Here is a 16,122-nt window from a genome sequence, read left to right on the forward strand (position 1 = left end):
CTTGAATAAGTTGGTAATAATTAAATTAAATAAATTAAAGCATTGTTGTAAAAGAGCTTTAATTAGATTAAAATGTAAAATAATGTAAAAAAAGTTTAAGATTGAAATAGTAGAAAATTATGCCACTAAAGAGCTTCTACATAAGGTGATAATAATGTTTAAATATATGAAATTACGCATATTAAGGTTACAACTATTTATAGCATTTATCCTTTTAACGATAATTGCTCTATTGCATTTATACAATGCTTATCAAACTTATGGTATCTATGTACTATTAGAAAACACACCATATACACGATCTTTATTATTTGATGGGTTTAGTGCTTTACAAACGGTTTATCTATTGATTATGCCTTTAGCTGTATCCATAGGTGTAAGTGATATTTTTATACAAGATCGTAAGCAACATTTATTACATCATGCTTATATGTATCATGTGAATAAGTCAGTAGATATAAAGGTGATTTTATACTCAAGTATTATTGCTTCGCTTCTTGTAATAATCCCTTTATTAATGAATATTATAGGTGAATTTTTAATATTACCTAATATATCGCCAGAAAGATATACTAATAATCTAATAGGAATTCATAGCTCAAATACATTAAGTGTACCTTTATACTATACAATGCCATTATTATATATCTTATTATATATTTTATTGGCTGGTATTTGGGGGGCAATAATGAATATATTTGGGATAACTCTTTCTATATATACGAATAATAGAATTTTGGCAATGATTGGTCCATTTATTTTTCAAATTTTATTGATTATATTAACAAATTTATCATATAAACCATATGTAGTTCCTCCAATATATTTCTTAACGGGACGAACGGAATTCATGTACTTCGAATTTTTACCGATTGTCTTGACTTTCATATTGTTTATCAGTTTATCAATTTATTTCTATATAAGAGGTATGCGCAAATATGAACTTGATTAAATATCGATTTACATCATTGATTAATACAAAATTTCTAGCGTGGCATATTTTATTCTTTGGATTAATGATTATCTATCAGAAGGGAAACGTCGGGTATTTTCCTTCTGATGATTTTCAATTTACAAATTTATTATTAAGTAAGTTTACGCTTACTTATGTTGTTCTACCAATATTAACTATTATGACGATTGTGTTTTACCGAAATGAACTTGTTCATAAAGTGTTTATTGGATATAGAAATTATTTAAAGATAGATGTGTTGTTATATGTCGGTTTTATATCTTTGCTAATAAGTATCGAAATGATGTTGGCAAGTATGGTTGCTATGAACTTTCAACTTCAATTTAATATAGTGTTTATTGTAACAGCTTGCTTGATGATAGTAGGGAATTTTACGATTTCATTATTGTCACTTACTTTATATTTAAGGTTTTTTAATCGTGCAATATCATTATTACTTGTAAATGTGCTTGTGCTTTTAGATTTTGTCATAATGCAAAGTGGAAAATGGAATTGGTTAATTCTTGATTCAAAGAAATTATTTTCAATTTCTTGGTCGTGGATGATATATCAATTGTTATTTATAGTGTTTGTCTATTTAATTGTTGAATGGACTATTATGAAAAAGGAAATAATGTGATGAATATTCTAAAATTTACTGTTGGTATTATACAAAGTTTATGGAAAACGTTCATGATTATATACGGAATATTTATTTTGGTACTAATGCTATTCAGACCATATTTAAGAGATGGTTTATGGAATTTTATTTTTCGAGGTAACAATGACATTGAATTGAGTATGCATTTATATAGAATACCTGGGTTGTACATAATGATTATGTTTCTTGCCATATTTTTCATTTATCGCTTTATACATGTTCTTTATCAATATTACATTGTAGAGTGGCAAATGCTATTAAATATTAAGGGAAGATGGATGGTTCTTATCATCATATCATTCATTATGAGTTTAATTTATATTCTAGGTATATGGTTTACCATTTCTGCTATTGACGGAGAATTTTCGCATAATGTAACTCACTTATTGAACTTAATAATAAGTGTTTATTTCTTAATGATTGTATTTATTTGGAGTTACATTGCTTATAAATTTTATATAAGCTTTTTAATATCGTTGATGTGGATTATCGCCACAACAAGATTTGATTTAGATTTTAACATTTTAAATACATCTTTATTTTCAAGAATACAAGGCGTTTCTTACACAAATTTTATATGTTGTGTGCTATCTATTGTTGTGGTGAATATGTTATTGGTCTTTGAATTAGGACGTGATCATCACATGAAATTTCAAAGAGGTGATGATGAAGTATGATTAAATTAATAGATGTATCAAAAGAACACCAACGCAATCAATTGCTTAAAAATATTAATTTAGAAATTGAGCGTGGAAAAGTTTATGGATTTAAAGGACGTAATGGTTCTGGTAAGACAATGCTTTTAAGGGCGATATTAGGATTGATTAAAGTTGATGGGCAAGTAATGATTAATAATGAACCGCTTAAATTTGGCTCAAAATACCCTCTTAAAGTCGGTGTATTTATAGAAAAACCAAGTATTATAACTGAATTTACGGCTTTAAAAAATCTTAAATTAGTAGCTGCATTAAAAGGAATAACAGATATCAATGAAATGACTAAATATTTAGTAGAACTTGGATTAGATTATAAAGATAAAAGAAAAGTTCGAAAATATTCATTAGGGATGAAACAGAAAGTTGGCATTGCTCAAACTTTAATGGGTGATCCTGAATTAATTGTTTTAGATGAACCTACCAATGCTTTGGATAGGAAGAGTATTGAGAAACTTGTTCAAATCCTTGAAAAATTAAAACAGCAAGGATGTACAATACTGATTGCTTCACATCAATTTGAAGACATAGAAAGTGTTGTAGATGAGGTTGTTCATATAGAAGCAGGTGCATTAGAATGAAAAATAAAGTAATTCTATTATCTTCTTTAATTGTATTTGTAGTTCTCGTTATATTAGGATTCATTCAGTATCGTAAAGTAAACGCAGAATTTCAAGATTATGAATTTAAGGAAGAGAAAATTAAACTTAATCAAACGCATAATATAACTTTTGGAACAATGAAATTTAGTAATTTGAGTTATAAAGTTAAAGATAAAGAGATATTTTTAAGTGCTGATATCAAAGTAGTTAAAAAGGATGACTATCCAGATAAATATTATAATAATATTTATGCAAGTTTATTTTTACGTGTTAATGATGAAATCTTACAACAGTCTGATGAATTTAAAACGAAAAAAGGTAAAAGACTTGTGCCGGATAGACCATACTTTGATAAGCATAATGTTTATGAGGGACACGTTACATTTAGATATACACCAATAGATCCTGATGGAGAAAATGATTTAGAACTAGCTTACCTCGACCGTAATGGTCATAAGTTAAAGAAATTATATTTACCGATTCGTGTTGACGGTGGGAAGATAGTTTGATACATTATTACTAACTACTTAGGTAGTTACTACATCCCAACGTAGTAAAATAATTTTTCCATTAAAATAACCCTTAAGAGAAAAATCTTTTTCTCTTAAGGGTTATTTCGTCTTCTATATTTTCTTCGAACTTGCTTATATATAAATTCACAAGAACGTCGTGCCAAATGTAATCTTTCATCATTTTAATTTGCGTGCTATCTCGACTGATATACGCACGCATATCATCATCTGGTGTTTGACCGTAAATCATATATTGATTATCGATGATTACGATAAATGGTTTAAGGGTCAATGAGCTTTGAACATAATTGGTATATCTGTGATTGATTAAATCGTGTCCTGGTTTATCTACTTGAAAAGTCATTCCTTGGATATGAATATCTTTATGCGCATTTTTGTCTATGACTTCATATATATCTGGCCAAATAGAAACAGTTATTTGCTTTTTTGCAGTTTTAACCGCTTCTGAAATATTACTATATATGTTTGATGCGTTTGTTAAAACTTCTATTTGTATTGCGTCATTTTGATTTGCGATATTTAATTTATCCATTTCTTCTTCTAATTGAATCAATGCATTATTTTGTTTCTTCTCAAATAATTCTACTGTTTGTTTAGGTGAAATAGCATAATAAAACTTTTTTTGATTTTGTAAATTATAGTATACAAGTCCTTGTTCTTCTAATTTATTTAATGATTCATAAATTTTTGAATTGGGTACGCTTGATAGTTCGCTTAATTTGTAGGCAGTGATACCTGGGTTTTGTACTAAATAAATATAAGCTTTTGATCCATATTCACTTAAACCAAATTGCTTTAATAAATCTATCATTTTATTCATGCTGATCATCCTTTAACTTTAAGTTACCTTGACTCCAAATAAAGGGAGTATGTCATAGGCTTGGTATTCCGAAACAGTAGCGCCTTTTAAATCTGTAGGCTGTATTACAAGTTCTTCTATTTCATTTGATGATAAATCAATGCCATTTAAAGATGTTTCTACTACTTCTAATGAAGTTAAACTACAATCTTTAATTTCAAGAGCTTTTTGCTTACAGAATGATATGTAAGTTTCAGACATTTGATTATCATTAAATAAAACGTGGTCAAATTGGCAATTAACAAATTGGCTCATCTTTAACTGACAATTTGAAAATTGGACATGTTTAAGTGTTAAGTCAGTAAATGTCGCACCAATCATACGGCAATCTTTAAATTGTATTCTATTTAATGAAGCGTCTTCAAACTGGCAATTTGATAAGTCACAGCCATGAAACACAAGGTCAAGCCCATGTATTTTTGTAAAATCAATAGATTCAAACGTACATTGGTTAAAATATAGTGTATCCATTTGCGTTGTGTCTTCATCGAATTCAATATGCGCTTTGTTAAAATATAAATCATAAGAAGATTGTAATAGTGTATAGTGTTCTTCAGGTTCATATTCAAATTCTTTCTTTATTTTTGGTTGAATAATTTTCATGAATGTACTCCTTATTATAATATGCGTTTGTACCTTAATAATATAACGACATAAATTATTATTCATTATACTATAAATATAATGATAAGAAAGTTAAGTATAAATTAAAACACTTTCACATAAAAATTCAAATTTTCTATGTGAAAGTGTATATATTTTTTATTTTTTATTTTCTTCGTCTTCACGTTCTTCTAATGATTTAGAAAAATCTGTGTCGTCATCGATATAAGTCATTTTGAAATGCTTAGTAGGCTCTCTTCGCAATGCTTTCATGATAGAGAATATCATCATAAAGAGTATGAATGCGAATGGAAGACCGGCGACGATGGAAGCGGTTTGTAAGCTTTCTAAACCACCTGCTAACGTCATTGCAACTGATATAGCACCAATCAGTATACCCCAAACTAATTTGTATTTGAATGGTGGTGTAATTGAGCCTCTGTCCGACATACTTGAAAGAATAAATGTAGTTGAATCAGCGCTCGTAACTAAGAATAAGAAAATTAAAATAATCGCTAGTATACTTGTGAACTCGTATAGAGGGAAGTGTGATAATAATGAGAAGAGTGCTACTGTGTAATCACCTTTAACATCTTCTGCTATACTTGCACCTTTATTGATAACAAGATACATTGCTGTTCCACCGAATGTCGCAATCCAACTCATTGAGATAAGTGGTGGTATAATTAGAACACCGATTACAAATTCACGTATTGTTCTACCACGAGAAACACGAGCTACAAATCCACCTATAAATGGAGACCATGCAATCACCCATGCCCAATAGAACACTGTCCATTGTTGTATCCAAGAATTATCTCCTTCATATGGATTTAATCTTAAACTATATTGAACAAAATTCGTGATATAATCGCCAATTGCAACTGTGAATGTTTCAAATATAAATTGTGTTGGTCCTAAAATTAGAATGAATACTAGTAATGCAAAACATATAAAAATGTTTGAATTACTTAACCATTTTACGCCTTTGTTCAAGCCTGAAGCGGCAGATCCTAGGAATATTAATGTCATAATGATAGTAATAATAATTTTAGTCCAATTATTGTTGGGTATATCAAATACATGATTAAGCCCTCCACCGATTTGCATAATACCTAAACCGATTGAAGTAGCAATACCCATAACAGTAGCTACAATCGCTAACACATCAATGACATTTCTATATGGCTTTTTATAAGCTTCACCAAATACTGGTTCCATAGCAGTAGAAATTAGGCCATTTCTTCTTTTTCTAAATTGGAAGAATGCTACGATTAGCCCAGCCATAGCAAAGATTGACCATTGAGATATACCCCAATGGAAAAATGTATATCCCATTGCTAATCTTGCTGATTCTAATGTACTACCGTCTACTTCATTAGGAAGAGGTGATTTTAAATAATGTGTCATAGGTTCGGCAACGCCCCAAAAGACGATACCTACACCTAAGCCTGCAGAAAACAGCATACCAACCCAGGATATGAATGAGAATTCTGGCTCTTCGTCATCTCTACCTAACTTAAAACGTCCAAATCTAGTTATAGCTAACCCTATTAAAAATATATCTAAAACAAATACAATAATAAGGAATAACCATCCCGTACTATTGGATATCCATCCATATAAAATATTGGCGTACTTTCCAAAGCCTGAAGGAAATACTCCGGCTAATAAAGTGATTAATATGATTATAGACATGGATACCCAGAACACTAACGTTGTTTTGTTACTCTGATTATCTGGTTGTTCATTCGACTGACTCATTGTTTTCCCCCTTTTTAAACTTTAACAGTCTATATTCAAGTACCCTAAAAATTATAGAGATAACATACATATTTTATAAATAAAAGGTTCTTAATTGCGGAAGTAACTTATAATTGGTTATGATATATTTAAATCAACGGGGGGATCGTAAATGATTAAAGAAAAACAGTTCGGTGATATTTTTATTAAACCATTTGAAGAAAGTATGAGAACAGCACTATCTGAATTTCAATTAAATGAGCGTCAACAAATATATTCTTCGCTACCTAAAGAAGTTCTAGATGAAGCGATACAAGATTCTGATAGAAGACCAAATGTCGTAGTTAATCGAGACAATGAAATAGTTGGTTTCTTCGTTTTACATAAATATTATCAGCATGAAGGTTATGAAACACCAGAAAATGTTGTGTATATTCGTTCACTTTCAATCAATGAAAAATATCAAGGTAATGGTTATGGCACGACAATCATGATGAATTTGCCTGAATATGTACAATTAGTGTTTCCTGATTTTGATCATTTATTTTTAGTAGTAGATGCTGAAAATGAGGCAGCATGGAACTTGTATGAAAGAGCAGGCTTCATGCATACCGCAACTAAAGAAGAAGGACCACTTGGCAAAGAACGATTGTATTATTTAGATTTAGATTCTAAGTATGTATCTTCGTTAAAACTAGAATTACATGATGATGACTACGATAATGAATTTATAAACATACATTTAATGAAAGATAATAAAAAAGTGGGTATTATTGTTTTAGAACATAAAAGTGATAACTTTGATATTCGAAGTATAGAAGTTGAAGAGAGCGAAAGAAAAGAAGGTATAGCTGAAAGTGCATTAAGACAACTTAGTACTTTCGTAAGAAGGAAGTTCCCAGGCAAGAAAGAGTTGCACATATCTCTGTTTGGTTCAAACAATAAATTAAAAGCATTATGTTACAAAGCGAACTTTGTTGAAATACAAAAAGCTGACGATTATATTAAGTTGATGAAATATATTAACTATTAACAAACATTTGCTAAAAATCAGCTTGTCAATTATAATCGTAAACTGTTATGATTATAAATATTAATGCGCGACAATAGTACGATTGTTGAAAGGAAGAGTAAAGCATGAAATTAAAAGATTTTACTAAAGAAATGGTCGATGAACATTCATTTATAGAAATGGCTTATATTTACTTAAGTGAGAATAGCAAAGAAACAAATTTATATGACATGGTTGATGAGTTTAAACGTATCGGTAATTATAAAGATTCTGAAATTGAAAACCGTATCCTACAATTTTATACAGATTTAAATACAGATGGACGCTTTTTAAGTGTAGGCGAGAACATTTGGGGTCTTCGTGACTGGTATTCAGTTGAAGATATCGAAGAGAAGATAGCACCAACTATTCAAAAATTCAACGTGTTAGATGAAGATGATGAAGAAGATACAGGCATCACATTATTAGGTGAAGAAGATAAAACTAAAGATGTTGATATAACAATCGCTCAAGATGATGAAGAAGGATTAAATGATCCTGCAGATCCAGAAGATGAAGAAGTTGAAGATGAATTAGATGAAGCTGGGTTAGTCGTTGACGAAGAAGAGGAAGAAGACGACGACGAGGAAGAAGAGGAAGAAGAAGAATTATAATTGACTTTTCATTAAAAGATGGTAATATTTTATTTGGGCTCCTTTAAATAGGACAAACGTATAAACTATAGCTCCCATCTTACATTTTAATTAATGTAAGTGGGAGCTTTTTTATTTTTTAATTATCAAATGGAGGTAAGGACATGACAAAGTTCATATTTGTTACAGGTGGCGTAGTTTCGTCTCTTGGTAAAGGTATTACAGCAGCATCACTAGGAAGATTACTTAAAAATAGAGGACTTAATGTAACGATACAAAAATTCGATCCATATTTAAATGTCGATCCAGGGACAATGAGTCCTTATCAACATGGTGAAGTTTTCGTAACAGAAGATGGCGCTGAAACAGATTTAGACTTAGGACATTATGAAAGATTTATAGATATTAATCTAAATAAATATTCAAACGTAACAGCTGGGAAAGTATATTCACACGTACTTAAAAAAGAAAGACGTGGGGATTTCTTAGGTGGTACTGTTCAAGTTATACCGCATATTACAAATGAAATTAAATCAAGATTGTTAATGGCGGGTGAAAGTACAAATGCTGATGTTGTTATTACAGAAATTGGTGGTACAACAGGTGACATAGAGTCATTACCATTTTTAGAAGCAATTAGACAAATTAAAAGTGATCTTGGAAGAGAAAACGTTATGTATATTCACTGTACTTTACTTCCATACATTAAAGCTGCTGGTGAAATGAAGACAAAACCAACTCAACATAGTGTTAAAGAACTAAGAGGCTTAGGAATACAGCCAGATCTAATTGTTGTTCGTACTGAGTATGAAATGACGGAAGATTTAAGAGATAAAATTGCATTGTTCTGTGATATTAAGAAACAATCAGTAATAGAATGTAGAGATGCAGATACACTTTATCAAATCCCACTTGCATTACAAGAACAACATATGGATGATATCGTTATTAATCGTTTATCATTAGATGCAGCACCAGAAGCAGAATTAACTGAATGGAATCAATTACTAGAAACAGTACGTAATCTAGATGGTTCTGTAAAAATAGGATTAGTTGGTAAATACGTTAGTTTACAAGACGCTTATTTATCAGTAGCTGAGTCTTTAAAACATGCAGGTTATGACTTCAAAAAAGATATTGAAATTAAATGGATTAACTCTGAAAATTTAGATTCAACTAATTATAAAGAAGAATTAGCAGATGTTGATGGTATTTTAGTACCTGGTGGTTTTGGAGATAGAGGTGTTGAAGGAAAGATTTTAGCAATTCAATATGCTCGTGAAAACAATGTACCTTATTTAGGTATTTGTTTAGGTATGCAATTAGCAACAGTTGAATTTGCAAGGAACGTAGTAGGTTTACAAGATGCACATTCAGCAGAATTAAATCCAAATACACCTTATCCAATCATCGACTTATTACCAGAACAAAAAGACATTGAAGATTTAGGTGGTACTTTAAGATTAGGCATTTATCCATGTAAAATCGAAGAAGGGACAATTGCACATAAAGTATATGGCGAAACAGAAGTAGAAGAGAGACACCGTCATCGTTATGAGTTCAATAACGATTACCGTGAAAAATTAGAAGCAAACGGTATGAGATTCTCTGGTACAAGCCCAGATGGAAGATTAGTAGAAATTGTAGAATTAGAAAATCATCCATGGTTTGTAGCATGTCAATTCCACCCAGAATTTATATCTCGTCCTACACGTCCACAAAAATTATTCCATGGATTTGTAGAAGCAAGTATTAATCATCAACAATAATTATAGGTTTTAAATTAAAGAGAGTCTGGGACAAGTATTTATGTCCCAGACTCTTCTTTTTTAAGGATTCTCAGTTTTAGGTTGTATCGGGCAAGTTATTGTCTTTTCTCACCGAACGTGTCAATAACGAGGGCCTTATTGACTTTTCTCAATAGTCTTGTCAATAAGGGAAATTTATGTTGCACGTGGACCTCGTCTAGCAACATTCCGACGCTCTAAGTTGCACGTGACGCTCGTCTAGCAACATTCTGATGCTCTAAGTTGCACGTGGCACTTGTCTAGCAACATTCTGGTCTTCTAAGTTGCACGTGACGCTCGTCTAGCAACATTCTGATGCTCTAAGTTGCACGTGGCACTTGTCTAGCAACATTCTGACGCTCTAAGTTGCACGTGGCGTTTGTCTTGCAACATTTGCTTATTATATTTCTTCATTTAAGTCTTGAGTAATCTCATACATTTCAGCATACATGATATAATGTATGTAATTTATTGCCATCATATGTGGTGTTATAATTTTGCTGTAATCAGCTGTAGGTACGATTGGTCGTGGTGTACATAAATCAATATAATGCATTAAAGTTTCGTGGGCCTTATTTTCTTTGTCTTTATTCGCTATAACAACAAAATCAACATCTTTATCAGTTAATTTCTCTATCCAAGTATTTAATTCATCAGTAAAGAATGGCGCAATTAATAAAGCGCGATCCGTTGTATCGATGGAATCTATATCTGTTAATGAAGACATTGTTTGAGATTGAGGCAAACTTTCTTTGCTATCTGTTATAAATGATGAAAGGTGATTAGCCTCATCAAAAGTTTTTATATGGATTTTACCTTCACCACCAGCAGCTTGCATAAGTAATTGTGAAGCAATTGCGATTTCTTCTTCTTGTGCATCTATTTTACTAAAAATGCCGTTCAGCTGTGTATTAAAAATTTTAAGCACTATTGCATTCTCCTTTAAATGATAATAAATTTATTTTATATAAAAAGCGAGGTATCTTCAATGGATGTACTTATTATAGATGATGAAAAAAATATAAGACAATTATTAAAGGAAATTTTTGAGTTAAATCAATATCATGTTGATACAGCTGAAAATGGCCAAGAAGGTATAAATAAATTTCTCGAAAATGAATATAAACTTATATTTATAGATAAAAGAATGCCGGGTATATCAGGAGAAAAAGTTTTATTTAAAATAAGAGAAACAAATCCAGATGTTCCAGTTTATATCATTTCGGCTTTCCAAACGTCTACAGATATAGAGACGCTCACTAAAGACAATATAACTGGTGTATTAATGAAGCCGTTTACAATTGAAGAAGTTATGAAAATTGTAAGAAAACATTTAGGATAGGGCTTTCAAAAGATGCAAATATGAAAATAATTTGGTATAATTAGTTTGTAAATATTCGTGCCTTGCACATATAGGAGGAAACTCAATGCCTTTAGTTTCAATGAAAGAAATGTTAATTAAAGCGAAAGAAAATAGTTATGCAGTTGGTCAATACAACTTAAATAACTTAGAATTCACACAAGCGATTCTTCAAGCTACTCAAGAAGAAAATGCACCAGTTATTTTAGGTGTTTCTGAAGGAGCTGCACGTTATATGGGCGGTTTCAAAACTGTCGTAAAAATGGTTGAAGGATTAATTGAAGATTATAGCATTACAGTACCTGTAGCTATTCATTTAGACCATGGTTCAAGTTTCGACAAATGTAAAGAAGCAATCGATGCTGGATTCACTTCAGTTATGATTGATGCTTCTCATCATTCATTTGAAGAAAATATTGAAATCACGTCAAAAGTTGTTGAATATGCTCACGCTAACGGTGTTTCTGTTGAAGCGGAATTAGGAACAGTTGGTGGACAAGAAGACGACGTAATCGCTGAAGGTGTTATCTATGCTGACCCTAAAGAATGTCAAGAACTAGTTGAAAGAACTGGTATCGACACATTAGCTCCAGCACTAGGTTCAGTTCATGGACCTTACAAAGGTGAACCAAACTTAGGATTTAAAGAAATGGAAGAAATCGGTGCTTCAACTGGTTTACCATTAGTATTACACGGTGGTACTGGTATCCCAACACACGATATCAAAAAAGCTATCTCATACGGTACAGCTAAAATCAACGTTAACACTGAGAACCAAATAGCTTCTGCTAAAGCAGTTCGCGAAGTGTTAAACAACGACAGTGAAGTTTACGATCCACGTAAATATTTAGGACCTGCTCGTGAAGCGATTAAAGCAACAGTACAAGGTAAAATCCAAGAATTTGGTACTTCAAACCAAGCTTAATTTATTTAAAAAAAGACCTTTTTCAAGGTCTTTTTTTTATGAATTTATTTCTTACTATTTACTTTTTACGTTTTTGCGTTTATGTTATTGAATAGTATATAATGGAATTAATTATCATATTATTCATGTTGAGAGAGTATGCATTCTCTAAGACGATGAAGTAAAGGAGTAAACATATGTCTCAAGAAGTAATAAAAATCAAAGGCGGAAAAAAACTAAATGGCAAAGTCCAAATTAGTGGTGCCAAAAATAGTGCGGTTGCATTAATACCTGCTAGTTTAATGGCCAATGATGTTGTAACTCTAGACGGCTTGCCAGATATCTCAGATGTTAAGACATTAATGAGCCTGCTTGGAGATTTAAATATAAAAACTGAATTAAATGGTGATCAAATCGTTGTTGATTCAAGTGATGCGGTTAATCTACCATTACCTAATAATAAAGTTCAATCATTAAGAGCTTCTTATTATATGATGGGTGCAATGCTTGGACGTTTTAAAAAGTGTGTAATTGGTTTGCCAGGAGGTTGTCCGCTTGGTCCGAGACCAATCGATCAACATATTAAAGGGTTTGAAGCTTTAGGTGCTAAGGTAACGAATGAACAAGGTGCTATGTATTTAATTGCTGAAGAATTAACTGGAGCAAAAATTTTCATGGACGTTGTAAGTGTTGGAGCAACTATTAATATCATGTTAGCTGCATGCTTAGCTAAAGGTAAAACAGTTATAGAAAATGCTGCTAAAGAACCTGAAATAGTAGATGTTGCTACGTTGTTAAACAATATGGGTGCAAAAATTAGAGGCGCAGGTACTGATACTTTAAAAATTGAAGGTGTCGAGAATTTACACGGAACTAATCACTCAATTATTCCTGATAGAATAGAAGCTGGAACATATATGTGTGCAGCAGCTGCTATGGGAGAGGAAGTATTGATTGAAAACATCATCCCTCTACATTTAGAACCTCTGATTGCGAAATTAAAAGAAATGGGTACTGAGATTGAATTAGGAGAAGACTCTATCATTATTAGAGGTAGGGATGAATATAAACCTGTAGACATTCAAACATCAGTTTACCCAGGTTTTGCTACTGATTTACAACAACCATTCACACCACTTTTATTAAAAGCAAAAGGACAAAGTAAAGTAGTAGAAACAATTTACCCAGCAAGGTTTAAACATGTTGATGAATTATTGCGAATGGGTGCAAAAGTTAATTTAGAAAACGGAACAGCTATATATTATCCATCAAAGCTTACAGGTGCCAGTGTGGCTGCTAGTGATTTGAGAGCGGGTGCATCATTATTAATTGCGGGATTAATTGCTGAAGACGTTACAACTGTATATAATGTTAACCATATTTATAGAGGTTATAGTGGTATAGTAGACAAATTAAAACATTTAGGGGCAGATATTTGGACTGAAGAAGTTTGAGTATAAAATATATACTTTATATATAAAATGTAGTAATATAAGAGTATGAAGTAAAAGAGGTGAGTAACATGGAAATGTGTCCATACTTAGAAGAAACTTTTAAAGTTATCGGGCGTAGTTGGAATGGTTTAATACTCAATTATTTATCTCGTTGTAATGACAAAGCAGCTCATTTTTCTGATATGAAGAGAGATTTGAAACGTATTACACCAAGAGCTTTATCCCTCAAACTAACTGAATTAAGTGAATGGGGATTAGTAGAAAAGAAAGTTGTGACAACAACACCTCTATCAGTTGAATATCATCTTACTAACAAAGGTTACGAATTAGCGCAAGCACTTGTCCCATTAGAAGAGTGGGCGCAACGCAATGTAGAACTAGAGGAAAACCATTCGTAAAACAGTGTTTTGTTTTATAAACTTATCTAAAAATTATTTAAGTTTAAGATACGAAAATAGGAGTAGGATAGGAATCTGATTAGAAAATTAGATTCCTGTCCTACTTCTTTTTTTATTTCTATAAACACATTATTTTAAAAAAGTGGGTATAACATACTATAATAAATAATGTAATGACTATAAAGGAGAAGATAATATATGAGACAAGATGTAAAGCAATATATTAATGGCGAATGGGTAGATAGTCATAGTGGTCAAACTCTTGACGTAATCAATCCAGCAACTGAAGAAGTTGCAGGTAAGATTGCTGCAGGTAACAAAGAAGATGTTGACGATGCTGTAGCAGCAGCAAAAAGTGTATATGTAAAATTTAGAAACACATCAGTAGAAGAAAGAAAAGCATTATTAGAAAGAATTGCTGATGAGTATGAAAATAGAAAAGAAGATTTAATAGATGCAATGACAGATGAACTTGGTTCACCGATAGAAAAATCAGAATCAGTTCATTATCAAATGGGATTAAATCATTTTAGAGAAGCAAGTAAAGCGATAGATAGAATAGAATTTGAAGAACGTCGTGGTGATGACTTAGTTGTTAAAGAAGGTATTGGTGTTGCAGGTTTAGTTACACCATGGAACTTCCCAACTAACCAAACATCATTAAAATTAGCTGGTGCTTTTGCAGCAGGTTCACCTGTAGTGTTAAAACCATCAGAAGAAACGCCGTTTGCAGCTATCATTTTAGCTGAAATATTTGAAAAAGCTGGAGTGCCAAAAGGTGTATTCAACTTAGTAAATGGCGATGGTGAAGGTGTAGGTAATCCATTAAGTGAGCATCCAGATGTTCGCATGATGTCATTTACAGGTTCAGGCCCAACTGGTAGAAAAATTATGGAAAAAGCTGCACAAGACTTCAAGAAAGTTTCATTAGAATTAGGTGGTAAATCACCATTAGTTATTTTAGATGATGTTGATGTCGAAAAAGCAGCTAAAGGAGCAGTAGCTAAATTTGTTTTAAATACTGGTCAAGTTTGTACAGCAGCAACTCGTACAATTATACCTGAAAGTATTAAAGATGAATTTATAGAAGCTGCAACAAAAGCTATAAACAATGTAAAAGTTGGTAATCCTAGAGAAAAAGGACAAGATATTGGTCCAGTTATTTCTAAAAAACAATTTGATACAGTACAAAGTTATATTCAAAAAGGTATCGATGAAGGCGCAACACTAGCAGCAGGTGGAGTAGGTAAACCTGAAGGACTAGAAAAAGGTTATTTCATAAAACCGACATTGTTTACAGACGTTAAAAACGATATGACAATTGCTCAAGAAGAAATATTCGGTCCGGTAGGTACAATCATTACCTATAAAGATTTAGATGAAGCAATTGAAATTGCTAATGATACAGTATACGGATTAGCAGCTTATGTTTATGGTAATGATACAGATCAAGTTAGAAAAGTAGCTAGATCAATCGAAGCAGGAACTGTCGAGTTAAATGACGCAGGTAGAAAACCTGACTTACCATTCGGTGGTTATAAACAATCAGGTATTGGTAGAGAATGGGGAGACTATGGTATAGAAGAATTCCTAGAAGTCAAAGCAATACCAGGCTACTTTAAATAAGTATTATAAAAATGATACAGGATAAATTATTCCTGTGAATATTAAAACCAGCAACTTTCTTAATCAAAATAGAAAGTTGCTGGTTTTTTAATAAATAGTAATTAGGATTTGGAAATTAACAGCTACTAACGTTCAAAATTGAGTAAATTCATATTGTATAATTAAGTTATAATTACAAAAATAATGTATTATTTCTTGATGTTTTAAGCTATTTTCACGATTGAAGTAACAAATTTTAGTATAATTTTACTATAAAAAGAGATAAATATAGATGTTTAGGTAT

The 16,122-nt window shown here is 31.5% G+C and carries 17 protein-coding genes; 13 read left to right on the forward strand and 4 right to left on the reverse strand.

Features of this window, described 5'->3' with window-relative positions; all coding sequences use genetic code 11:
* Positions 1-166: 166 nt before the first annotated feature.
* The 5 genes from ACNMOQ_RS03800 to ACNMOQ_RS03820 are packed head-to-tail and all read left to right on the forward strand — an operon-like array spanning position 167 to position 3,437.
* Positions 167-952, forward strand: coding sequence for a hypothetical protein (locus tag ACNMOQ_RS03800; protein ID WP_416350261.1), 786 nt, complete (start codon positions 167-169; stop codon positions 950-952).
* Complete coding sequence (locus ACNMOQ_RS03805; protein WP_016998876.1) at positions 939-1,592, forward strand: hypothetical protein; 654 nt, start codon at positions 939-941, stop codon at positions 1,590-1,592. Before ACNMOQ_RS03800 ends, ACNMOQ_RS03805 begins: the two co-directional genes overlap by 14 nt.
* Positions 1,592-2,290, forward strand: a complete 699-nt coding sequence (locus ACNMOQ_RS03810) for a hypothetical protein (RefSeq protein ID WP_416350262.1) — start codon at positions 1,592-1,594, stop codon at positions 2,288-2,290. Before ACNMOQ_RS03805 ends, ACNMOQ_RS03810 begins: the two co-directional genes overlap by 1 nt.
* A complete protein-coding gene (locus ACNMOQ_RS03815) occupies positions 2,287-2,907 on the forward strand; it encodes an ABC transporter ATP-binding protein (RefSeq protein WP_135031109.1) in 621 nt (206 codons plus the stop codon). The genes ACNMOQ_RS03810 and ACNMOQ_RS03815 overlap by 4 nt, the downstream gene beginning before the upstream one ends.
* The gene (locus tag ACNMOQ_RS03820) at positions 2,904-3,437 is read left to right on the forward strand and encodes a hypothetical protein (protein WP_064204163.1); all 534 of its coding nucleotides are present in this window, start codon (positions 2,904-2,906) and stop codon (positions 3,435-3,437) included. Before ACNMOQ_RS03815 ends, ACNMOQ_RS03820 begins: the two co-directional genes overlap by 4 nt.
* 73 nt (positions 3,438-3,510) lie before the next feature.
* Here ACNMOQ_RS03820 and ACNMOQ_RS03825 read toward each other — a convergent pair whose 3' ends face one another.
* The 3 genes from ACNMOQ_RS03825 to ACNMOQ_RS03835 all read right to left on the reverse strand — a co-directional run bounded on the left by ACNMOQ_RS03825 (position 3,511) and on the right by ACNMOQ_RS03835 (position 6,687).
* Positions 3,511-4,281: a TrmB family transcriptional regulator gene (locus tag ACNMOQ_RS03825; protein ID WP_182094050.1), complete on the reverse strand. Its 771-nt coding sequence runs from the start codon at positions 4,279-4,281 to the stop codon at positions 3,511-3,513.
* A gap of 18 nt (positions 4,282-4,299) precedes the next feature.
* A complete protein-coding gene (locus ACNMOQ_RS03830) occupies positions 4,300-4,923 on the reverse strand; it encodes a pentapeptide repeat-containing protein (protein ID WP_135031107.1) in 624 nt (207 codons plus the stop codon).
* Positions 4,924-5,082: 159 nt separating this feature from the next.
* Positions 5,083-6,687 (reverse strand): BCCT family transporter, encoded by a 1,605-nt coding sequence (locus ACNMOQ_RS03835; protein ID WP_103268942.1) that lies wholly within the window; start codon positions 6,685-6,687, stop codon positions 5,083-5,085.
* A gap of 151 nt (positions 6,688-6,838) precedes the next feature.
* On the opposite strand from ACNMOQ_RS03835, the gene ACNMOQ_RS03840 reads away from it, so the two are divergent.
* The 3 genes from ACNMOQ_RS03840 to ACNMOQ_RS03850 all read left to right on the forward strand — a co-directional run bounded on the left by ACNMOQ_RS03840 (position 6,839) and on the right by ACNMOQ_RS03850 (position 10,079).
* Entirely contained in the window at positions 6,839-7,699 is an 861-nt protein-coding gene (locus tag ACNMOQ_RS03840) for a GNAT family N-acetyltransferase (protein WP_416350263.1), read from the forward strand.
* 104 nt (positions 7,700-7,803) lie between these two features.
* Positions 7,804-8,331 (forward strand): DNA-directed RNA polymerase subunit delta, encoded by a 528-nt coding sequence (rpoE, locus tag ACNMOQ_RS03845; RefSeq protein ID WP_016998885.1) that lies wholly within the window; start codon positions 7,804-7,806, stop codon positions 8,329-8,331.
* Between the two features lie 143 nt (positions 8,332-8,474).
* Positions 8,475-10,079, forward strand: a complete 1,605-nt coding sequence (locus tag ACNMOQ_RS03850; protein ID WP_016998886.1) for a CTP synthase — start codon at positions 8,475-8,477, stop codon at positions 10,077-10,079.
* 418 nt (positions 10,080-10,497) lie between these two features.
* Here ACNMOQ_RS03850 and ACNMOQ_RS03855 read toward each other — a convergent pair whose 3' ends face one another.
* Entirely contained in the window at positions 10,498-11,025 is a 528-nt protein-coding gene (locus tag ACNMOQ_RS03855; RefSeq protein ID WP_103268940.1) for a DUF2529 family protein, read from the reverse strand.
* A gap of 60 nt (positions 11,026-11,085) precedes the next feature.
* Here ACNMOQ_RS03855 and ACNMOQ_RS03860 point away from each other — a divergent pair, with 60 nt between their 5' ends.
* From ACNMOQ_RS03860 to ACNMOQ_RS03880, 5 genes are all read left to right on the forward strand, one after another.
* Positions 11,086-11,439, forward strand: a complete 354-nt coding sequence (locus ACNMOQ_RS03860; RefSeq protein ID WP_016998888.1) for a response regulator — start codon at positions 11,086-11,088, stop codon at positions 11,437-11,439.
* 85 nt (positions 11,440-11,524) lie between these two features.
* On the forward strand, positions 11,525-12,382 hold the full coding sequence (gene fdaB / locus ACNMOQ_RS03865) for a class IIb fructose-bisphosphate aldolase FdaB (RefSeq protein ID WP_016998889.1): 858 nt from the start codon (positions 11,525-11,527) through the stop codon (positions 12,380-12,382).
* A 176-nt stretch (positions 12,383-12,558) separates the two neighbouring features.
* Complete coding sequence (locus tag ACNMOQ_RS03870; protein WP_016998890.1) at positions 12,559-13,815, forward strand: UDP-N-acetylglucosamine 1-carboxyvinyltransferase; 1,257 nt, start codon at positions 12,559-12,561, stop codon at positions 13,813-13,815.
* A gap of 68 nt (positions 13,816-13,883) precedes the next feature.
* Positions 13,884-14,213 carry a winged helix-turn-helix transcriptional regulator gene (locus ACNMOQ_RS03875; RefSeq protein ID WP_016998891.1) on the forward strand — a complete coding sequence of 110 codons (330 nt, stop codon included), beginning with the start codon at positions 13,884-13,886 and terminating at the stop codon, positions 14,211-14,213.
* 198 nt (positions 14,214-14,411) lie between these two features.
* Positions 14,412-15,839 carry an aldehyde dehydrogenase family protein gene (locus ACNMOQ_RS03880; RefSeq protein WP_016998892.1) on the forward strand — a complete coding sequence of 476 codons (1,428 nt, stop codon included), beginning with the start codon at positions 14,412-14,414 and terminating at the stop codon, positions 15,837-15,839.
* Positions 15,840-16,122 lie beyond the last annotated feature (283 nt).

The organism is Mammaliicoccus lentus, assembly GCF_947036595.1.
Taxonomy (GTDB): Bacteria; Bacillota; Bacilli; order Staphylococcales; family Staphylococcaceae; genus Mammaliicoccus; species Mammaliicoccus lentus.